Here is a 19,531-nt window from a genome sequence, read left to right as displayed (position 1 = left end):
GGATTGAGTGGATTCCATCGTCGCCGGCGTCGGACCACCTCCATGACCGTGGAGACGGTCCGACGCCGGCCTGAGGCGCCTATCAGGCGTCCGTGACCGCCCGAAGCGGGCTGAGGGCAGCGGCCCGGCGGGCCGGGAGGGCGGCCGCGGCGGCGCCGACGGCCAGGGACAGGGCGACGACGAGGGCCAACGTCCCCCAGGGAAGGGAGAACGTGTACTGGGGGATGGCCCCGTTGGCGAGTCCGCTGATCTTCCACGCTCCGAACAGGCCGCAGGCCAGGCCCAGCAGGGTGCCGTAGGCGGCGACGGTGAGCGATTCGAGGCGGATCATGCGGCGGACGGCCGCGCGGTCCATGCCGATGGCGCGCAGGACGCCGATCTCCCGGGTGCGTTCGGTGACCGACATGGCCAGGGTGTTGATCATGCCGAGCGCGGAGATGATCACGCCGATGGCGAGCAGTCCGAAGACCATGGTGATCAGGTCGCCGGCGACGCCGGCCTGCTCCTGGACGAGCTGGGCGCGGTTCTGGACCTTCAGCAGGGGGCTGTTGTCGACGGCGCCGCGCAGTCGCTTCTCCAGGTTCGGCGAAGCGGCGTGGTGGTCGGTGGTCACGAGGACGCGCTGGACGGAGTCGCGCAGGTAGCTGTGCCGCTGGACCTCGCCGCGGTCGGCGAGGACGTCCTGGGCGGTGGGGTTGTCCTGGTAGATCCCGACGACGGTGTACGGCCGGGCGCGGTCGCCGGTGCCCGGGCCGATGGCGGCGCTGACCTGTCCGCCGGTGCTGAGGTGGTTGTCGCGGGCGAAGGTGCTGGAGACGGCGATCCGGCCCGGTCCGATGCCGGTGGCGGAGCCGCTGGTGAAGCGGAGCTTCATGACGTCCCCCACGGTCTTCGGGTCGACGCCGGAGACCTGCCGGGCGCGGGCGCCGGTGGAGATGGTGGAGTCCGCCACGGCGGAGGCGGTCGTGACGCCGGGGACGGAGCCGAGCCGCTGGACGGCGGCCGTGTCGATGGCGGTGGTCGTGTTGCGGGTGCTGATGACGTAGTCGGCGCTCAGGCCGGCGGCCGCCTGGGAGTCCAGGGCGCGGCTGGAGGAGTGGTCGATGACGGCGAGTCCGGAGACCAGCGCGGTGCTGATCATCAGGGCGACGGCGGTGGCGGCGGTGCGGCGGGGGTCGCGCAGGGCGTTGTCCTTCGCGAGGTCGCCGGCGACGCCGAACCGGGCGGTGAGCCGGCTGATGAGGCGGATCACCGGGCCCGCCAGCAGCGGTGCGAGGACGATCAGGCCGGTCACGAGGATGCCGCAGCCGAACATCGCGGTCCGCAGGTTGTCGTCCGAGGCGTCCTTCGCGTCGCTCACGGAGATCAGCAGGCCGGCTCCGAGGAGAAGCACGGCCGCCCCGACCACGCCCCGGAGCCTGGACAGTGCCGCGGAGGGGGGCTGTTCGGCGGTGCGCATGGCCTCGATCGGGGCGATGCGCGCGGCACGGCGGGAGGGGAGCCACGCGGCGAGGACCGTGACGCCGACGCCGACGGCCAGGGAGGCGAGGACGGGGGCGGGGCCGATCACCAGCGGACCCTGGGGCAGCAGGTCGTCCGCGGTGCCGAGCACGTCGGGCAGGACGGTGGCGACACCGAGCCCGAGGATGAATCCGAGCACGGAGGCGACGAGGCCGACCAGGGCCGCCTCGGCGAGCACGGAGCGGACGACCTGGCCGCGGGTGGCCCCGATCGCGCGGAGCAGCGCGATCTCCCGGGAACGCCGGGTGATGAGCATGGTGAAGGTGTTGATGATGAGGAACGAGCCGATGAAGAGCGACACCGCGGCGAAGATCATGGGCAGCCGGGAGTAGCTGCTGGTCCTGGTGTCGATGAAGACGGACTGCTGGTTGGCGGCGGCGGTGGCGGTGGTGGCCTCGGCGCGGTCGGCCGGCAGGAGCGCGCCGATGCGCTGGGCGAGCGCGAACTGGTCGGTGCCGGGCGCGGCGGAGACGTCGATCCCGGTGTAGCGGCCGGGGGTGGCGAAGAGCTTCTGCGCGGTGGCCTTGTCGAACACGGCGAGAGTGCCGCCGGAGGTGACCCGGGTGTCCTTGGTGGAGACGATGCCGACCAGCCGCATACGGAGGACGGGGCCGTCGGTGGCCAGGGTGACGGTGTCGCCGAGCGCGTAGTGGCCGGCCGTCGCGGTGCCGCGGTCCAGGGCCACCTCTCCGTTGTCGCGCGGGGCGCGGCCCGCGGTCAGCGGGTAGCGGCTGTCCTTGCCGTTCTTGCCGGGGATGTAGGCGGCGGCCAGCTTGCCCATCGCGTTGTCGGCGCGCATCGGCGTGCCGTTCTTGGCGGCCAGGGTGACCGAGCCGTCGGCCGTGGGACGGACCGCGGTGACACCGGGCACGGCGGCCAGTTCGGCCACGAGGGTGTCGTCGAGGACGGTGGTGCGCCCGTCGGCGGGGGTGCCGGGCGGGTATTTCGGGTCCACGGTGACGGCGATGCCGGCGTAGTTCTTCGCCATGGAGGCGCGGTAGGCGGAGGTGGTGGAGTCGGCGAAGACGAGCGAGCCGGAGATGAACGCGACACCGAGGCAGACCGCGAGGACGGTCATGATCAGACGTGCCTTGTGCGCGAGGACGTTGCGCAGGGCTGTTCGCAGCATGGTGGGCTTTCGACGGGTGCGGGAGGGCGAGGGCTGGGCGGCGGACGCGGTCAGGAGGTGCGGCCCTGGGCCTCGAAGGCGAGCATGCGGTCCAGCACGGCGCCGGAGGTCGGCTCGTGCAGTTCGTCCACCAGGCGGCCGTCGGCGAGGAACACGACGCGATCGGCGTAGGAGGCGGCCACGGGGTCGTGGGTGACCATCACCACGGTCTGGCCCAACTCCCGTACCGAGTCGCGCAGGAAGCCGAGCACTTCGGCGCCGGAACGGGAGTCGAGGTTGCCGGTCGGCTCGTCGGCGAACACGATCTCGGGGCGGGAGGCCAGGGCGCGGGCCACGGCGACGCGCTGCTGCTGGCCGCCGGAGAGTTCGGTGGGGCGGTGCGCGAGCCGGCCCGCCAGGCCGACGGTGGCGACGACGGCGTCCAGCCACGTGGCGTCGGCCTGCCGGCCGGCCAGCCGCAGGGGCAGGGTGATGTTCTCCAGCGCGGTGAGGGTCGGCAGCAGGTTGAAGCCCTGGAAGACGAACCCGACCTTCTCCCGCCGCAGTTCGGTGAGCTGCCGGTCGTTCAGGGCGGACAGCTCGACGCCGCCGATCCGGGCCGATCCCGAGGTCACCGGGTCCAGGCCGGCCATGCAGTGCATCAGCGTGGACTTGCCGGAGCCGGAGGGACCCATGACGGCGGTGAACCGGCCCCGCGCGAAGTCCACGGTCACCGCGTCCAGTGCGGTGACGCGGGTCTCACCCTTCCCGTAGATCTTGGTCAGGCCGGACGCGCGGGCGGCCGGCTCCGTGAGGGGTGCGCTGGGGAAAGGGAATGTCTGTGACATGGATGCTCCGCCTGGGAGGATGAGCGCGCGCTGAGCCGCGCGAACCGGTGGACGTATCCATCCTCACGGCTCTGACCTGCGCAAACGTCATCCTGGGGGCGGGAGTTGACCTCTGCCGAAAGGGTGGCGACAGCCGGCTCCTCTCCACCGAAGGGCAGAGACCCGGGCGGAGGGTCTCTGCCCAGGGGGAGACAGGGCTACGGGGAGGAGGCGGTTCCGTCAGGAGGCCAGCCCGGTCCGGTGGGCCAGCAGCGCGGCCTGTACGCGACTCGTCGAACCGGTCTTGTCCAGGATCGCGCCCACATGGGTCTTCACCGTGCCGATCCCGATGCCGAGCCGTGCGGCGATGTCCTGGTTCGACAGTCCCTCGCCGAGCATCGCCAGGACCTCGCGCTCCCGTCCGGTGAGCCGGGCGATCCGTTCGTCGGTGAGCGCGTCGCCGGTGTTCCGAGGGTCACCGGCGCGCAGCATCCGGGTGACCACCGCCCCGGTCACGCCCGGGGAGAGCACGGCGTCTCCGGCGGCGGCCGCCCGTACCGCCCTGATCAGCTCCTGCGGGCCCTCGTCCTTCAGCAGGAAGCCCGCGGCGCCCTCGTGCAGCGCCCGGACGACGTTGTCGTCGTCACCGAAGGTCGTCAGCATCACCACACGCGGCGCGGGATCGAGGGCAAGGAGTGGAGCGATGGAGGCCAGGCCGTCGCGTACGGGCATCCGGACGTCCAGCAGTACGACGTCGGGGCGGTGCGCGGCGGCCATCTCGACGGCCTGGCGTCCGTCCGGGGCCTCGGCGACGACGTCGATGTCGTCGGCGTGCCGCAGGATCAGGCGTACCCCGTGGCGGATCATCGCCTCGTCGTCGGCGAGCAGGACACGGATCGGGCGGGTGGGCTCGGTCACGGAGTCTCCCAGGGTGTGGCGTCCCGGACCGACGGGACGGTGAAGCGGTCGATGGCGATGAGGCGCTGTGAGGCGTCGAAGCAGTAGCGGGCGATCATCAGTGCGCCGGGCCGGACCTCGGTGGCGCCGTTGAACGGATAGACACAGCCGACCGTGCCGGCGGGACGGGGCGGTTCGTGGCCGGTGGCCGCGGCCCGGACGGCCTTGTTGTCCAGGACACCCGCTGCCGTCACGTCGTTGTAGGTCATGCCGACCCGGGGCAGCGGGCGCGGCCCGGCGTCCTTGTGTGGCGCGGTGCCGTACACGAAGGCGGTGCCGAGGGCCATCAGCACGCTCAGTGCCCCCAGTCCGAGGGCGAGAGTGAGCGTCTGCGCGGTCCGGCGCTCGGGGGCGACCGCTCCTTCGGCAATGACCTCGCCTCCCTCCGGTCCTGTGCCGGGCCGTTTGAGGGTGGGGGCGTCGCCGGGCTCGGCCGGCACGATCGCGTCCACCTGGAATCCGCCGGACGGAAGCGGGGCGGCGTCGAACGTCCCGCCCAGCAGCTCCACCCGCTCCCCGAGGCCTGCGAGACCACGACCGGTGCCTACGGTGCCGGTGGGGACCGGTGGCGCGGGCGGTGCACCGTTACGGACAGTGACCCGCACCGTCGCGTCGTCGTGGACGACCGTCACGGTGACGTGGGACGCGCTCGCGTACCGGTGCACGTTGGTCAGGGCCTCACGCACGACCCTGTGCACCGCCCGGCGTACCCGCGCGGGGCGGCCGTCGAGGTCCGGGCCCGTCCAGTCCAGCCGTACGGCGATCCCACCGTCACGGGACTCCCCCACCAGCGCCTCGATGTCGGCGCGGGTACCGGTGGCGTCGGTGAGCGCCTCCGGACCGGTGTCCCGGCCCAGCGGCCCGAGCACCCCGAGGGCCTGCCGCAGCTCGCGCATCGCGTCCCGGGTGGTCCGCCGTACCAGGACGGCCTCCTCGCGCAGCTCGGGGTCGGCGCGCTCCAGGGCCAGCTCCAGCCCGCCGGCGTGCAGCGAGATGAGACTGAGCCGGTGCCCCACCAGGTCGTGCATCTCTGCGGCGATACGGGACCGCTCATGGGTACGTGCCTCGCTGTCGGCGAAGCGGCGCGCCCGTTCCGCCGCGTCACCGCGTTCGCGCAGGGCCTGCACCAGACGGCGCTGCTGCCCGTAGGACGTGCCGACGAGACCGGGGACGATCACGGCGGTCGGTGTGAGGACGAGGCCGAGCGCCAGGCCGTACGGCACCGGGCCCGGCCCGAGCCAGGGCGCGGACACCGTCGCGCACGCCACGACCAGGGTGCCCGCGGCGGCCAGCAGCCGGGCACGCCGCCTTGCCCGGACCGTCCGCCGCGCCACCGTGTACGCGGTCGCCGCCGCGACCGGGCCGACGGAGGGTGCCAGGCCCGTCAGCGCGGCGAGGACGAGGAGCACGGCCACGGGGAAGCGTCGGCGCAGCGGGTGGAGCGCCACGCCGGCAGCGAGCGCCAGGAGCTGGAGATACGGGCGGGGCAGGAGCCCGATGCCCGTGACCGCCAGACACACGCCCAGACCGGCGAGGGCGACCCCGGCGGTTTCCGCCACCGCACGTGCGTGGCCGCCGGAGAACGCTGGGTGGGGGCGGCTGCGGGCAGGGCGGCTGAACAGAGGAGTGCGTGACACGCTGACCAGTATCGATACCCGCGACCGCGGCAGGCGTACGCCTCACGGCTGATCCGCCACTCTGCCGAAAGGCAGAGACGCCCCGCTTCGCACGAAGGGAGCCGGGCCGGTCACGGGCACGCCCTACCGCTGCCTCATCGATCAGCTGACCTTGTCGGCGATGATGCGCGCGCATTCCAGGGACTCGGCACACGTCGTGTCCACCTCCAGGTCGTAGGACACCCCCTCGTGAACCGTTTCCGCCTGCAACGCGGCCATCCCCTCGACCCGATCGCCCCGTGCGATCTCACGGCCCGCGGCCACCGCGCTCTCACACCTGACACCGACCCACAGCACGTCGAGTCCGCCCAGAGCCTTCTGCCACCGCCGCTGGGACTCCGCTCCACCGAGGAAGACATCGTCGATGATGATCCTGGCACCCGCGCGGGCCATCGCCACGATGCCCTGCATCCAGGCCGCCTCCAGCGCCAGGAAGTCCTCCCCGAGGCTCACCCCGCCGTCCGGAGCCAACACGATCCCCTCGTCCGCCCCCTGCATCCTCGCGGGCAGAGTCTCGACGAACGAGTCGCATCCGAACGCCAGCCACGGGTCGGGCAGTACGGCTTGGAGACACCGTACGATCCCCGACTTCCCCGCGCTGGAGCCACCGTTGAGAATGATCATCTGAGTCGTCACCGCGCCACGGTAGGGCGCTTCGCTCACGGCACGGAAACGAATTTCGGCAGCCGCTCCCCCGCTGCCCGGGATTTTCGGCCCCCTCACCCCCAGGCGAGCCGGTTCCCAGGGAGGCGGCGAATGGCCCGGGCGGGGGATTCAACCTACGATTCACATGGGTTTGTCCTTGCATGGTTGGAGTCAGCCCATGACGCGTTCGTGCATACGGTTGCGCAGGGGGGCCGTGACCGCCATCGCGGTGGGGATGCTGTCGGTCCCGGTCGCCGACGGGGCCGCGGCAGGGGCGCGGACACCCGTTCCCGCCTCTGTCACCGCTGTCGAACCACCCGCGCCGTCCGCTTCCGCGTCCGCCGCCCAGGGTGATTTCCGCGAGCTCACTCCTGCCGTGGCGCGGCAGCTCGACGAGGCCGTGCAGCGGGTCATGCGAGAGGCGAACGTTCCAGGGGTGACCGTGGGGCTGTGGACGCCCGACAAGGGGCGCTATGTGCGGTCGTTCGGGGTCGCCGACAAGAGCACGGGCCAGAGGATGTCGCCGGACCTGTACATGAGGATCGGCAGCGAGACGAAGACGTTCACCGTGACCGCGCTCCTGGAGCTGGTCGACCAGGGCAAGGTGGGGCTGGACGATCCGATCGGCACGTACGTCGAGGGCGTTCCCAACGGGGATCGGATCACCCTGCGCGAGCTGGCCGGGATGCGCAGCGGGCTGTTCAACTATTCCGAGGACGAGGACTTCTACAAGGCGCTGACGTCCGATCCACGGCGTCCGTTCACGCCGCAGCAACTGCTCGACTACGCCTTCAAGCACCCCGTGCTGTTCCCGCCGGGCGAGAAGTTCTACTACTGCAACACCAATCTCATCCTGCTCGGCCTGGTCGTCGAGAAGGTCGGCGGCCAGCCGCTCGGGGACTTCATCCGGAAGAACGTCCTGACACCGGCCGGCATGCACGACACGTTCTTCCCTGTCGGAGCGGAGTTCCCGAGGCCGCATGCGCAGGGGTACACGAACCAGACCGCCAGCGGGCAGGTCGAGGACGCCGCTGATTGGAATCCTTCCTGGGGCTGGGCGGCCGGTGCGATGATCTCCGATCTGCAGGACTTGCGCGTCTGGGCCCGCACGGTCGCCACAGGCGTCCTTCCCGACGGGAAGACTCTGATCAGCCCTGCCACGCAGAAGCAGCGGCTCACCACGCCCCCGACCACGATCCCGGGCGTCGGGTACGGTCTCGGCATCTTCAACGTCCAGGGCTGGATCGGTCACAACGGCTCGCTGCCGGGCTACGAGTCCCTGACGGTCTACCTTCCGGCGGCCCAGGCGACCCTTGTCGTGCTGCTGAACACCGACATCGACCATGCCGGTTCGGAGCCCAGCACGCTCTTCGGCGAGGCGATCACGAAGATCGTCACGCCGGGGAACGTCTTCAACCTGCCCGCGCAGCCCGCGGCGAAGTGAGCACCTGCCAAAGTCCCCCTGGCGCCTACTCCCCAGAGGTTCGAACGAGCACGCCGTTCTCATCACGCTCGTACACCCGGCCGCGGTTCTTCTCGATCTTCTTGGCGACTTCGTGAGCGAGGTCCACACCGTTCATCTGCGCCAGGGCCGCGAGGTAGAGAAAGACGTCGGCGAGCTCCTCGCCGAAGTCCTCCTTCTTCATGCGCCAGGCGGTGAACGCCTCGCCGACCTCGGCCGTCAGGAGCCCGAACTCGAGGGGCACATCGGTGGTGTTGAACCCCTTGTCGAGTTTGTTCTCCCACGCGAGCCGCTGGGCGTCACTGATGTCCAAGTCTTCTCCAGTAAGGGTGCGTTGAGTTCGATGCCGGAGCAGCGTAGCCGGGACCCTGGCGTGCCTGGGCACAGCGCACCCACGCGCGCGGGCGGGGGCGGCATAGCCTGGACGGATGACCAGCAACGATCTCGGAGATTTCCTGCGTGCCCACCGAGCCCGCCTGCTCCCCGACGACGTCGGGCTCGTCTCCCACGGGGCGCGCCACGCCATGGGCCTGGACCCGGACTATCGGCGCCTGCACGATCTCGTCGGTTCCCTGACCGAGGAGAGCGAGGAATTCGCCGCCCTGTGGTCCTCGCACACCGTGCACGGAAAGACCCGTGACAGCAAGGAGCTCGTCCACCCCGACGTCGGCCCCCTCGACCTCACCTACCAGACCTTCGACGTCCGCGGAGCGCCGGGCCAGCGGCTGGTGGTCTACCTCGCCGAACCGGGCAGCCCCGGCGCCCAGGCGCTCGCCCTGCTCGGCAGCCTCCAGGCCAGGGACGACGGCGTCAGGCAGCGGGCGTCCTGAGCAGGTACTCGCGGGAGGCTTGGACCTCGTGGCGCAGGGCGGTCAGGTCGACGTCGAGGACCTGACCGTTCCATTTGCGGGGCTCGCCGTTGATGAGGACGGCGCTGATGTTGCGGGCGTCCGAGCCCAGCACAACGGTGCCGACGGCATCGTTGAGCGGCATGTTGTTCAGGTCCTCGGCCTGGATCACCAGCAGGTCGGCCTTCTTGCCGGGGGTGAGGGAGCCGGTGACGGCGGCCAGCCCGTTGGTACGGGCGCCCTGGAGGGTGGCGAAGTCCAGGACGTCGTGGGTGGTGATGCGGGCCGGCCGCTGGTCCGTGCCGTAGGCGGTGTTGACCGCGCGCATCCGCTGGATGGCGTGCAGAGCCCGCATCTGCGTGAACATGTCGCTGACCAGCGCCACCTCGACGTCGATGCTCAGACCGGGCCGCACCCCGGCCGACAGGGCCTCGTCGATCGCGGGGATCGCGGTCTCCAGCCCGATCTGGGCGTCCGAGGTCGGAGCCAGGGCGATGGTCGTTTGCCGCTCTCCCCGAGGGTGGACATCACATAGGCGCCGAGATCGTCGACGTCCGGCATGATCCGACGCAGCTGTGTCTGCCAGGCATGCCGGTGCGTGTCGACGAAGCCCGGCGTAAGGATCGCGCCGGTCACGTCGACGACCACCGCGCCCTCCCGGCTCAGATCATGACCTGTCGCGGTGATCGTGTCGCCCTCGACGAGCAGGTCGGCGCCGTCCAGGACACCGGCATCGGGATCCATGGTGACGATGGTCGCGCCGGTGAACAGAACACGCCGCTTGGGGTCGGCGGATCGGCGCTGAAGCTGTTCGAGCACGGCGGGGCTGGTGGTGCCGGAGGAAGTCAAGGGGAGGATCCTGTTCGTCGTGCCAGGGGCGACGGGCCCCTACGTGGTGGGCTACGACTTCAGCTTCGGACCGGCCGCCGGCGGCAACCAGGCCGCCATCTGCCCAGGTACAGCACACCCTGGCTCAGACCGATCCCTCGGCCGATTGCCACGCCCCGCCTCGTACCGCCGGGTTCAGGCGGCGGTAGGTTCGTCGGCGAGGTAGGGCGGAGCGGGCTCGTACTGGATGTAGCGGCGGACCGCGCGGGCGTGGTCGCGGCCGTGGAGGCGTCCGATGAGCCACAGTGCCATGTCGATGCCGGCGGAGACGCCCTGGCTGGTGACCAGGTTCCCGTCCACGACGAAGCGGGCGTCGTCGACCACGGTGACGTCACCCCGGGCCCGCAGGTCGGCCTCGAACTGGTAGTGGGTCGCGACCCGCCGGCCGCGTGCCGGGCCCGCCTCGTGCAGGAGCAGGGCTCCGGTGCACACGCTGGTCGTCCAGGTGGTGGTCGCGGCGGTCCTGCGGATCCAGTCGACGAGTTCGGGGTTGGACACTTCGCGGCGGGTGCCGTTGCCGCCCGGGACCAGCAGGACGTCCAGCGGTGGGTGGTCGTCGAAGGTGTGGTCGGGCAGGACGCGCATGCCCTTGTTGCAGCGGAAGGCGCCCGGGTGTTCGGCGATGAGCGTCACGGTGTCCGCGTGGTCGCGCAGCATGGAGGAGGCGGTGAACACCTCCCATGGTCCGACGAAGTCCAGCTCCTCGGCGCCCTCGAAGGTCAGCAGGCCGTAGGTGGTCACAGGTGCTCCTTGGTGGATCGGAATCGGTCGCGGTAGTCGGACGGTGCGACGCCCAGGTGCCGGTGGAACGCGCGGCGCAGTGTTTCCGCGGTGCCGAAGCCGTAGCGTCGCGCGATGGTGTCGAGAGGGTGGTCGCTCTCGGCCAGCGCCCGCTTGGCCGCCTCGACGCGTACGCCCTCGACGTACGACGCGGGCGGCACGCCGAGTTCGGTGGTGAAGCGGCGTTGGAGGTGGCGGGGGCTCAGTCCGGCGTGCGCGGCGAGGTCGGTGATGCGGTGCCGGCCGCCGGGGTCGGCGTGGATCGCCGAGACCGCGGAGCGGATGGGGTCGGTGGTGGGCTGCGCCGACCACAGCGGGACGCTGAACTGCGACTGGGTGCCGGGGCGGCGCAGGAACAGCACCATCTCCTGCGCGGTGGCGTGGGCGACCTGGCGGCCCAGGTCGTCCTCGACCAGGGCCAGCGCGAGGTCCATCCCCGCCGTCACTCCCGCCGATGTCCACACCCGCTCGTCCCTGAGGAAGATCGGGTCGCAGTCGACGACCAGTTCGGGATGCTCGCGTACGAGTTGTTGTTCGCGTGCCCAGTGGGTGGTCACCCTCCGACCCCGCAGGAGTCCGGCGGCGGCCAGCAGGAACACTCCGCTGCACACCGAGGTCACGCGCCGGGCACCGGCCCCCGCCTTCGCGATCCAATCGGTCAGTGCTGGATCGTGCCGTGCCTGGTCGACGCCGTCGCCACCCGTCACCACCAGGGTGTCGATCCGCTCGGGGTCCAGGTCGGCCACGCCGTAGGGGGCGTGCACCGAGAGGCCACTGGCGGAGAGCACCGGTCCTGGCCGGGGCGCCACGATCCGGCAGGAGTATCCGCCGGTGAGCCGGTGGGCATGCTGGAACACCTCGTACGGGCCAAAGAGGTCGAGGGACTGGAAGCCCTCGAAGATCACGAAGGCGATGCGGTGCTGATCCACCTCTCCAGCCTCCGGCCCGATACCTGATGGCGTCAACGACGGCCACCCCACGTTTCGTGCCATACGGTCCGAGCGACAGGCGCCGACTGCGTCGAGATTCAGCCAATGCGCAGAGAAGTCGCGTCACGCTCAGGGCGCGTGCCGGACGTATCGCCGCCCGCCATCGGCCGCATTGATCATGGCGTCGGTACCGGCGGCCTGCGGAAACGATTCACGCCACACGACCCTCACATTCGGCCAACTTTCTTCCATTTCGCCTCGTGTGACGCACTGACCAGTGGACTTTCCAGATTTCGCGGTGTCCCCACCGACCCCGTCGTGGCCCTGATTCACCCCGAGTAGCATGCTCGGCCTGTTGTCGTGCACACGATCGCGCAGTCGGTTTCCGGCCGCGCGCCGAAACTCAAGGGGGAACTCTTGGCAGCACGCGGAACACTGCTCGCGGCCGCGGCCGTGGGGGCGCTGGCGCTGGGCGCCACCTCGCCGGCCGCCGCCCAGGGGCACGTCGCCCGGGGCCACGCCACCCAGGGGCAGGAGAAGCAGCAGACAAAAATCGAGATCCGGGAGGCGCTGCCTGCGGAGATACCCCAGGAAGCCGAGCTGAGCGCCAAGGCGGCAGGGTGCAAGGTCGGAGCGCAGATATCCGACCGCTTCTCCTCCTGCGCCGAGAAGTACCTGATCGTTTCGATCGTGGAGATCCCGAGCGGGAAGATCCTCGGTACGGCTCTGTTCGACGCGCAGAACAAGACCAGGCTCAACTACAAGTCCGGCACCTGGGAACAGGAGGCCGTGCTGAAGATGGTCCGTTCCTTCGGCGTCGCCAAGTTCGGCACGATGGCGAGCGCGGAAGTGGACTGCAAGGCGTCCCAGGGCAATGGCTGCACGTCGTCGCCGGGCATCATCGGTCCCAAGGTCTTCTGGGGTATCTGGGGAACCTCGACCAACACGTACACCTTCAAGGTGTCCTCTCCGGGCAACGCCCTCGTAGGACACGCGCCGCAGACGAAGGTGACGGTCAGCCACCCGTCCAGCCCCGAGAAGGCCACCTTCACGCTCGCCAACATCGCGCCGGTCCGCTGCGACAGCGAGAAGAACATCGGCAACATCGGCCGGGGCTGTGTGCATCCGCTGGTGAAGCCCGTCTACCGGCTGAGCAAGGGCGACAAGGCGGTCAAGGGCGTCGCCGAGCACATCGAGGACGCCCAGAAGCACAAGCTGAAGAAGCCGTGGGGCGTCATGGACAAGGGGTACCCGCTGCACAGGCTGCCCAATGGAACGCTGTCCACGGCGAACCGGAACGCGGCGTGCACGACGGCCGTCAAGAACAGGTACAAGCCGAAGAGCTGCGACGAGTACCCCTTCGCGGGCAGCTACGAAGGCGCGGCACTCAACTCGGACTACTCCACAGCCCCGGTTCCGTTGAGCGAGAACCGCACCGAGGGCGGGTTCAAGTACCGGGGCAGGTTCATCATGCAGAACCGGGTCCTGGACTACGATGAGTTCTGGGTAGAGATCACCAAGTAACAGAGCGGTAGTCCAGAGGACGGAGCGGGTCGTGACCGACCTGATCGGGGCCGCCACGGCCCGCCTGTCCACCCCCGAGGGCCAGTACGCGATCCTGAGCCCCGCGGCGGAGGACGCACAGGACAGCATTCCCGATACCGGCGAACTGGCCGCCACCGGCCTGTTCGCCGCGGGGACCGACGGTGCTCTGATCATCACGGGCACGGACCACGGGGACATCGGCATCCGCGTGGAGCTGTGGAGCGACGTTCCCGCCGTCGACGACACCGCTTGGGACGACATCGTCGAGGCCAGCTACACCGCGACCGGAACGGCACACGTGCACAACGTGGAAGGTCAGCCGGCCGCACTGCCCGACCTCGCCTGGGCCGGCCCCGGCACATACCGGATGCGGGTGAGCGTACGGGGACGGGACGCGGGCGCGGCCGCGGACGACGACGGTACCGGTCCGGGCCCGGTGGAAGAGCACCTGATCCAGGTCTGGCCCGCGCCGACGACCCCGCCGTACGCGCACAAGCTCACCGACGAGCTGGGAGAAACCTGGCGCAGCGAGGCCGCCGCCGACTGAGGTGGAGGGCGCGGGTGCGGGGCCGTCAGTCGGTGGTCGCCCGGGATTCGCCGGTGTGGGAGCGGTGCCGGTCCACGATCCCCTCGACGATCCTCATCAGCCGGCCTCCCGCCTGGTCGATGCTTCCGTTCTGTGTGCTGACCTGCGCGCCTTCGAGCGCGAAGGTGATCTCGGCCGCGGCCTGCTCGGGATCGGGCAGCCCGGCCTCGGCGCACATGCCGACCAGCCTGCGGGTCTGGCGGGCCTTGTGCTGCTCGATCACCTGACGTGCGGGATGTGAGCGGTCGGGCAGCTCGGCGATGGAGTTGATGAACGGGCAGCCCCGGTGCGAGATCGCCGGCAGTCCCTCGGCGATGAAGCGGGCCAGGCCGAGGATCTGCTCCCTGGGCCGACCGGGGTGTTCGGCCTCGACCCGGTCGAAGGCTGTCTGGTAGTCGGCGGCGACGATCCGCAGCCATTCCGCGACCAGGGCGTCCTTGGTGTCGAAGTGCCGGTAGATCGCCATTTTTGTGGTCTCGGCCTTTTCGGCGATCGCCTGGACGCCCACCCGCTGAATCCCCTCGCTCTGGAAGAGCTCTTCCGCCGCGTCGAGGATGCGCTCACGAGGCGGCAGCTTCGCCACCCTGCCCGGCCTGCTGACGGTCGATGCCATGACCACTTCCCCTGACGTCCGGCCTGTTGTGGGTCCCCACACCCCTGCTATGGTACCAATCCGTTCCACGCGATACCGTTCGGTATCATCAGGTACTCAACGGTATCGCTCTTTCCGTTGTCCGCTATCCGTTATCCGCTAGGAGTGGCAGTGAGAATTTCCGAGTACGTGGGCTTCGACGCGGTCGGGCTCGCGGAGCTGGTGGCCAAGGGCGAGGTGACCGCCGCCGAACTGGAAGCAGCCGCACGCGAAGCCGCCCAGGCGGTCAATCCTCGGATCAACGCGATCGTGGAGACATGGCCCGCCGACGACGAGCCCAGTCCCGGCAGCACACCGTTGGCCGGGGTCCCTTTCCTGATCAAGGACATGGGAGTCTCCATGACCGGACGGCGAATGGAGCTGGGCAGCCGTCTCGCGGCCGGCCACGTCGCCGGCGCCGACTCCTCCCTCATGCTCCGGTTACGGCGCGCCGGCCTCGTCACGTTCGGGCGTACCACGACACCGGAGATGGCCTACAGCACCACGACCGAACCCGCGCTGTACGGCGCGACCCGCAACCCGTGGGACCCCGAGCGGAGCGCGGGCGGATCCAGCGGGGGCGCGGCCGCGGCCGTCGCCGCCGGGGTGGTCCCGATCGCCCACGCCACCGACGCCGTGGGCTCGATCCGCGTTCCCGCCGCTTACAACGGCCTCTTCGGGCTGAAACCCACTCGTGGCCGGATCTCCGCAGGCCCCTACATGGACGAGATCTTCAACGGCTTGGCCGGGCACGGCAGCGTCAGCCGCACCGTACGCGACAGTGCGGCACTGCTCGACCAGATCCGCGGCCCGGAACCGGGCGACCCCTACTTCGCCCAGGAGCCGTCCCGGCCGTACGCGGAAGAAGTCACCCGCCACCCGGGCTCGCTACGGATCGGTGTCCTCACCCAGGCATGGGGTGGGCACCGCACCGCCCCACCCGTTGCCGAGGCCCTCTCCCGTACCGTGCGTCTCCTCGAATCCCTCGGCCACCGGGTGGAGGAGGCCGAGGTCGACCTCGGGGCCGACTGGGAGGAGTTCGTCCTGGCCAACACCCGGCTGCTGACGGCGAACCTCGCGGCCTCGGTCGACGAATTGGCCGCCGCCGTCGACCGGCCCGTCGACTCCTCGACGCTCGAACCGGTGACCCTTGCCGGCTACCACTACGGGCAACGGGTCGGTGCCACCCAGTTCGTCACCGCCCTCGCGATCCGGAACCGGGTCGCCCGCAGCCTGGCACGGTACTTCGCCACTCACGACATACTGCTCACCCCGACCTTGCCGGAGCTTCCCGTGCCCTTGGGTACCCATGCCGAGGGAGTGGAGGCGATGGACGGCCTTGGCTGGGTTCGGCGCCTCTTCGACCTCTCGCCGTTCACGGCGGCGTTCAATGTGGCGGGTACGCCCGCCATGTCCGTGCCCGTGACGGCCGATGCCGGGACGGGGCTCCCGGTCGGCATGCAGTTCGCCGCCGGTTACGGGCTCGAAGGCCGTCTCTTCCGCCTCGCCGGGCAGCTCGAACAGGCAAGCCCGTGGTCGGGCCGAACCCCCACGGTGTGGGCGGGGAACCATATGGGCCTGGGAACCGAGCACCACGAGGGCGGGCCGAGCCCCTGCAAAGTAGCGAAATGAACCGCTGAACACCGGGCACTTCCAGGGAACTCGTGCCCGGTCCGGCCTCCTTCAGCTCACGAACTCTTCGTCGCCATAGCGCACCTGAGCCGTGTTCCAGTCGGCGCCAAGCGCTTTCGTGAACTTCTTGGCCAGCGGCAGGTTGGCGATGGGAGCGACGAGGATGAGCCGCCCGTTGAGAGTCGTCGAGCCGCCGCCGAGCTTGTCGCGGGCCTCAGGGTCGGCGAGCAGCGCGTCGTGCAGGCGGGTCGAGCTGACACCGGGGGCCTGGATCTCGACCGCATCGGTTTCCGGCGACGTCCTCGGCAGGCAGCGGAACGTGAGCACCGATTCCTGGCGGTACTGCTTGGCGATGACGCCGGCGATGTGGTGGAGTCCGTCGCGGCCGACCTTGTTGACGTCGAACTCGCGCGAGCGTTCGTAGGTGGCCTGCTTCAGGTCGCCGGACCAGAAGACACCATCCAGGAGAGTGGAGGCGCCGGGCCTCGCACCGTTGGCGTGGATGATCCCGCGCACCTCGCGGTCGAAGCGCGTGAGACGGGTCTTGAGCCGGGGATCGGCCGGATCCGTGATGATCGCGGTGTTGTTGGTGGCGAAGATCTCCCCCGCCGGACAACCACGGCCCGCCGGGCTCGCCTCCGCGTTCCCGACGCCCACAACTCCGAGAGTCAGGGCGGTTACTGTGGCCACGATGTGCAACCGTCGATGCATGACGCTCTTCATACCACGTCAACGAGCGAGGGACGCGTTGGTTGAGGGTCAGGCCTTGCGAAACGCCAGGGCGGTCGCCTGAAATGTCACTGTCACTTCGGCTCCGTGAAGTGGCCGTACCACCTCGGCGCCCCCTGCCGCCGCGTGTCCGCGGCACACGAGGTCCATGCCGGGGATCATGGGGGCATGACGGCGCAGCGGTTCGACGTGTGGGCGGCCGGGGACGCCTACGAGCGGTTGGCCCGGTGGTGCGGCCTGGTGGGCTGGCCGCCGCGTGCGTATGGGACTACGCGGAGGGAATGGCGTTTCTGCACCGTTTCTGGGATGCCGTGGTCGCTCTGGATCCGTCGGCTGCTGCCCTGGACGAGGGCCGGCGGTTCCCCATGTGCCGCCCGGACGCGCTGGGCGGGCTGTGGGCGGGGGCCAGAACGTGCGGGCGAGGCCGGCACGTCGCGATGACGGGCCGGCCTCGGCCCGCCGCCCGGCACCGTGGCGTGCGGGCGACGGTGACGGGTGCGGGCAGTGCGTCAGGTCAGTGGTTGGTGCCGGAGGCCCAGATCGCGCGGCTGCCGTCGTAGATGACGACGTTGCCGTCGTCCTGGACGACCAGCCGGGAGCCGGGGTGGCCGTCGGTGTTGGAGGCCCAGACGGCGCGGTTCGAGCGTGTGTAGACGACGAAATTGCCGTCCGTCTGGAAGACGGCCCTCCAGCCCTGGCCGACGGTTCCGGTGGCCCAGCGGGCCCTGTTGAACTCGTCGTAGATAACGAGGTTGCCGTCGGTCTGCATGACCAGACGGGCGGTGTTGGAGCTCACCGACTTGCTTCTCTCCAGGGTGAACGGGGCGTGCAAGGTCCTGGTCTGCTTGACCGTCTGCCCTGCCGTCGTGCCCTTGGCCGCCGTTACGGCGTGGCCGGAGGGCGTCGCGCTCGCCTGTCCGGCCAGCGTCATGGCCGCGAGTGCGGCGGTCGCGAGAATTGTGGCGGTCTTCTTCCCCACGAAAGTGTCCCTTCGCCGAGTTGTTCCTCCACCGGTGCCCCCGGACGGGGGCGGCGCCCCGGACTCTTGCAGCCTCGTGTGCCGGAGGAACACCTTCCGCCGCTCCATGACGTGTTCGATTCCTTCTTTGGCCGGGGGACGGGCGCGGTGGCACCCGTTTTCGGGCAGGAGTGGCCTCAGGACGACTACCGGGGCGACGGCACGGCGCGACACCGTCGCCGCCATGGCCCCGTGGAGAGAGAGCACGGCTCGACGGATCCTCCGAACGACCGACCCAGGCCCGCGCTCGAACGTGGGACAGCTTCTCAGGGACGGACGCCAAGGGCATGGGCCAGTGCGCGCCACTCGGTGAGCGGGAATCCGTACGTCGCGTCGGTGACGACTTGCACCGCGACGTGGTCGGCGCCCGCGGTCAGGCGCTCGGTGATCCGCTCGGCGATCCGGTCGAGGGTGCCCCAGGCTAAGAGGGCGTCGCCGAGCAGCTCGCGGGTATGCGCGGTGTGCTCGGCGGTGGTGAAGTGCGGGTGGACGCCTGCCGTACGGGTGGCAGCCAGCCGCGTCATCCTTGGGCCGTGTGCGCCCACGATCCGGGACGGCCGGGGAATGGGCGCGGGCGAGCCGTCAAGGCCGTCCAGCTCGTCGAGGTAGTCGCACAGGGACGTGTACGGGCGGTGGTAGTCCTGGTCGATCTTCGGGTGGCCCACCCCCAGGCCAAGGAGCAGGCGGTCCCACATCCGCGCCGGCAGCGCGTGGTCCTGACCGCCTGAATCACTCAGGCGCGGTCTGGAGCCCGGTCACAGATATGTGACGTGGCGTGAATTCCTCAGAAGGCATTCTTGCCAGATACCGAGGGCGGTGCCGGGGCCTTCCGGGTCCATCAGGTTGTTCGGGTCATCGTCATGCGGGAGACCACAGGAGTGGGCCACTTCATGCGCGAGGATGCGCGGGCGGCCGTCCGGTGCCGTAGGGGCAGCCATGCCGGGGACGTCCACGGTGACGTAGTCGGTGAGCGGGCCCAGGGAGCAACCCGTCCTACCTCGGACCTCGCGGACGATGAAGACCGTGACAGGGCGGGCGTAGCCAAGGAAGCCGCCGCTGGCGAGGTTGTCGCGGAAGTACTGGCCCGCCGCTCCGAAGCCGTCCAGGAATGCGTCCCAGTTGCAGCCGACTTCCAGTGCGGCGGCAGGGGCCGAGTCGGGCAGGGTGCGGACCATGATGTCGCCCACGGCCAGCACATCCACCTCGCACTCGTCTCGGAAGACGTCCTTGGCGAGTTCTACCGCCGACAGGACCTCGCGCTCTGGCATCAACGGGTAGCCATGCTCGTCGCGAAGGATCAGGACGCGGAGCCGGAGCCTCTTGCGTGGATGGATCCCCAGCAGGCATATGAGGAGATCTGGAAGTCCCAAGAGGCGGTTCGCAGCCTCCGTGATGATGTTCCATCCCTCTTCCACGACGCCCCGTGCGGCATCGTAGACGTCGCTGAAGAAGCCGCCCACCGAGTCGAAGAACCCCATGGCGACTCCCTTGAGACGGACAGGCCGGCCCCCTTGTCCATGAAACCCCGGGAACCCGCAACTCGCACCTCACCCATCCGCCTGCCGGCGTCGGAGCATCACGCCGTCTTCCGACCCGACGCCCTGGTTCACCGCCGGCTGCCGAGGCTCCCGGCTGCGTCCGCCGGTCACGTTTCAGGGTGACGGCGGCGCTCAACCCTCGGCACCGCTCCGGTGACCCGAACGGGCGATCGACGTCGTGGTGTCGGATCCCGCCGCGGGCGAAATGTCC

Annotated in this window: 17 protein-coding genes and 2 pseudogenes; 5 read left to right on the top strand and 14 right to left on the bottom strand. The window is 70.2% G+C overall.

Annotated elements, in window-relative coordinates; translation table 11 throughout:
• Positions 1 to 82: 82 nt before the first annotated feature.
• The 5 genes from AC07BS_RS20990 to cpt all read right to left on the bottom strand — a co-directional run bounded on the left by AC07BS_RS20990 (position 83) and on the right by cpt (position 6,713).
• Positions 83 to 2,650 carry an ABC transporter permease gene (locus tag AC07BS_RS20990; RefSeq protein WP_478933743.1) on the bottom strand — a complete coding sequence of 856 codons (2,568 nt, stop codon included), beginning with the start codon at positions 2,648 to 2,650 and terminating at the stop codon, positions 83 to 85.
• A 50-nt stretch (positions 2,651 to 2,700) separates the two neighbouring features.
• On the bottom strand, positions 2,701 to 3,477 hold the full coding sequence (locus AC07BS_RS20985; protein ID WP_478933741.1) for an ABC transporter ATP-binding protein: 777 nt from the start codon (positions 3,475 to 3,477) through the stop codon (positions 2,701 to 2,703).
• A gap of 219 nt (positions 3,478 to 3,696) precedes the next feature.
• Complete coding sequence (locus tag AC07BS_RS20980; protein WP_478637689.1) at positions 3,697 to 4,374, bottom strand: response regulator; 678 nt, start codon at positions 4,372 to 4,374, stop codon at positions 3,697 to 3,699.
• Positions 4,371 to 5,972 carry a sensor histidine kinase gene (locus AC07BS_RS20975; RefSeq protein WP_478933740.1) on the bottom strand — a complete coding sequence of 534 codons (1,602 nt, stop codon included), beginning with the start codon at positions 5,970 to 5,972 and terminating at the stop codon, positions 4,371 to 4,373. Before AC07BS_RS20975 ends, AC07BS_RS20980 begins: the two co-directional genes overlap by 4 nt.
• Positions 5,973 to 6,191: 219 nt before the next feature.
• Positions 6,192 to 6,713 (bottom strand): chloramphenicol phosphotransferase CPT, encoded by a 522-nt coding sequence (gene cpt, locus AC07BS_RS20970; protein WP_478933794.1) that lies wholly within the window; start codon positions 6,711 to 6,713, stop codon positions 6,192 to 6,194.
• Between the two features lie 199 nt (positions 6,714 to 6,912).
• On the opposite strand from cpt, the gene AC07BS_RS20965 reads away from it, so the two are divergent.
• A complete protein-coding gene (locus AC07BS_RS20965; protein ID WP_478933738.1) occupies positions 6,913 to 8,178 on the top strand; it encodes a serine hydrolase domain-containing protein in 1,266 nt (421 codons plus the stop codon).
• A gap of 25 nt (positions 8,179 to 8,203) precedes the next feature.
• On the opposite strand, the gene AC07BS_RS20960 is transcribed toward AC07BS_RS20965, so the two are convergent.
• On the bottom strand, positions 8,204 to 8,509 hold the full coding sequence (locus AC07BS_RS20960; RefSeq protein WP_478637692.1) for a MazG-like family protein: 306 nt from the start codon (positions 8,507 to 8,509) through the stop codon (positions 8,204 to 8,206).
• Between the two features lie 202 nt (positions 8,510 to 8,711).
• On the opposite strand from AC07BS_RS20960, the pseudogene AC07BS_RS20955 reads away from it, so the two are divergent.
• A pseudogene (locus AC07BS_RS20955) lies at positions 8,712 to 9,026 on the top strand (MmyB family transcriptional regulator); the annotation flags it as partial.
• Here AC07BS_RS20955 and AC07BS_RS20950 read toward each other — a convergent pair.
• The 3 genes and pseudogenes from AC07BS_RS20950 to AC07BS_RS20940 all read right to left on the bottom strand — a co-directional run bounded on the left by AC07BS_RS20950 (position 9,007) and on the right by AC07BS_RS20940 (position 11,641).
• Positions 9,007 to 9,893: pseudogene (locus AC07BS_RS20950) on the bottom strand (amidohydrolase family protein). The pseudogenes AC07BS_RS20955 and AC07BS_RS20950 overlap by 20 nt on opposite strands.
• A 174-nt stretch (positions 9,894 to 10,067) precedes the next feature.
• Positions 10,068 to 10,673 carry a DJ-1/PfpI family protein gene (locus tag AC07BS_RS20945; RefSeq protein WP_478933736.1) on the bottom strand — a complete coding sequence of 202 codons (606 nt, stop codon included), beginning with the start codon at positions 10,671 to 10,673 and terminating at the stop codon, positions 10,068 to 10,070.
• The gene (locus AC07BS_RS20940; RefSeq protein ID WP_478933734.1) at positions 10,670 to 11,641 is read right to left on the bottom strand and encodes a GlxA family transcriptional regulator; all 972 of its coding nucleotides are present in this window, start codon (positions 11,639 to 11,641) and stop codon (positions 10,670 to 10,672) included. The genes AC07BS_RS20945 and AC07BS_RS20940 overlap by 4 nt, the downstream gene beginning before the upstream one ends.
• 417 nt (positions 11,642 to 12,058) lie before the next feature.
• On the opposite strand from AC07BS_RS20940, the gene AC07BS_RS20935 reads away from it, so the two are divergent.
• Entirely contained in the window at positions 12,059 to 13,165 is a 1,107-nt protein-coding gene (locus AC07BS_RS20935) for a NucA/NucB deoxyribonuclease domain-containing protein (protein WP_478933732.1), read from the top strand.
• Positions 13,166 to 13,196: 31 nt separating this feature from the next.
• Positions 13,197 to 13,733, top strand: coding sequence for a hypothetical protein (locus tag AC07BS_RS20930; RefSeq protein ID WP_478933730.1), 537 nt, complete (start codon positions 13,197 to 13,199; stop codon positions 13,731 to 13,733).
• 25 nt (positions 13,734 to 13,758) lie between these two features.
• On the opposite strand, the gene AC07BS_RS20925 is transcribed toward AC07BS_RS20930, so the two are convergent.
• On the bottom strand, positions 13,759 to 14,385 hold the full coding sequence (locus AC07BS_RS20925) for a TetR/AcrR family transcriptional regulator (protein ID WP_478933728.1): 627 nt from the start codon (positions 14,383 to 14,385) through the stop codon (positions 13,759 to 13,761).
• A gap of 150 nt (positions 14,386 to 14,535) precedes the next feature.
• On the opposite strand from AC07BS_RS20925, the gene AC07BS_RS20920 reads away from it, so the two are divergent.
• Positions 14,536 to 16,035, top strand: coding sequence for an amidase (locus AC07BS_RS20920; RefSeq protein WP_478637707.1), 1,500 nt, complete (start codon positions 14,536 to 14,538; stop codon positions 16,033 to 16,035).
• A gap of 51 nt (positions 16,036 to 16,086) precedes the next feature.
• On the opposite strand, the gene AC07BS_RS20915 is transcribed toward AC07BS_RS20920, so the two are convergent.
• The 4 genes from AC07BS_RS20915 to AC07BS_RS20900 form a co-directional block, all read right to left on the bottom strand.
• On the bottom strand, positions 16,087 to 16,692 hold the full coding sequence (locus tag AC07BS_RS20915) for a hypothetical protein (protein ID WP_478933725.1): 606 nt from the start codon (positions 16,690 to 16,692) through the stop codon (positions 16,087 to 16,089).
• Between the two features lie 586 nt (positions 16,693 to 17,278).
• On the bottom strand, positions 17,279 to 17,743 hold the full coding sequence (locus AC07BS_RS20910; RefSeq protein ID WP_478637711.1) for a hypothetical protein: 465 nt from the start codon (positions 17,741 to 17,743) through the stop codon (positions 17,279 to 17,281).
• A 305-nt stretch (positions 17,744 to 18,048) separates the two neighbouring features.
• Positions 18,049 to 18,477, bottom strand: coding sequence for an LLM class oxidoreductase (locus AC07BS_RS20905; RefSeq protein WP_478637714.1), 429 nt, complete (start codon positions 18,475 to 18,477; stop codon positions 18,049 to 18,051).
• Positions 18,478 to 18,537: 60 nt separating this feature from the next.
• Entirely contained in the window at positions 18,538 to 19,260 is a 723-nt protein-coding gene (locus AC07BS_RS20900; RefSeq protein ID WP_478637716.1) for a hypothetical protein, read from the bottom strand.
• Between the last annotated feature and the right edge of the window lie 271 nt (positions 19,261 to 19,531).

The organism is Streptomyces sp. NPDC044063 (assembly GCF_056434285.1).
The sequence above is the reverse complement of the archived record's forward strand: the minus strand, read 5'-3'. Positions and strand labels throughout refer to the sequence as shown.

Bases quoted from the DNA above. Each gene is read 5' to 3' on its own strand.
- AC07BS_RS20925 (WP_478933728.1), bottom strand. From the start codon at position 14,385: ATGGCATCGACCGTCAGCAGGCCGGGCAGGGTGGCGAAGCTGCCGCCT.
- AC07BS_RS20965 (WP_478933738.1), top strand. From the start codon at position 6,913: ATGACGCGTTCGTGCATACGGTTGCGCAGGGGGGCCGTGACCGCCATC.
- AC07BS_RS20985 (WP_478933741.1), bottom strand. From the start codon at position 3,477: ATGTCACAGACATTCCCTTTCCCCAGCGCACCCCTCACGGAGCCGGCC.
- AC07BS_RS20900 (WP_478637716.1), bottom strand. From the start codon at position 19,260: ATGGGGTTCTTCGACTCGGTGGGCGGCTTCTTCAGCGACGTCTACGAT.
- AC07BS_RS20905 (WP_478637714.1), bottom strand. From the start codon at position 18,477: ATGTGGGACCGCCTGCTCCTTGGCCTGGGGGTGGGCCACCCGAAGATC.
- AC07BS_RS20990 (WP_478933743.1), bottom strand. From the start codon at position 2,650: ATGCTGCGAACAGCCCTGCGCAACGTCCTCGCGCACAAGGCACGTCTG.
- cpt (WP_478933794.1), bottom strand. From the start codon at position 6,713: ATGATCATTCTCAACGGTGGCTCCAGCGCGGGGAAGTCGGGGATCGTA.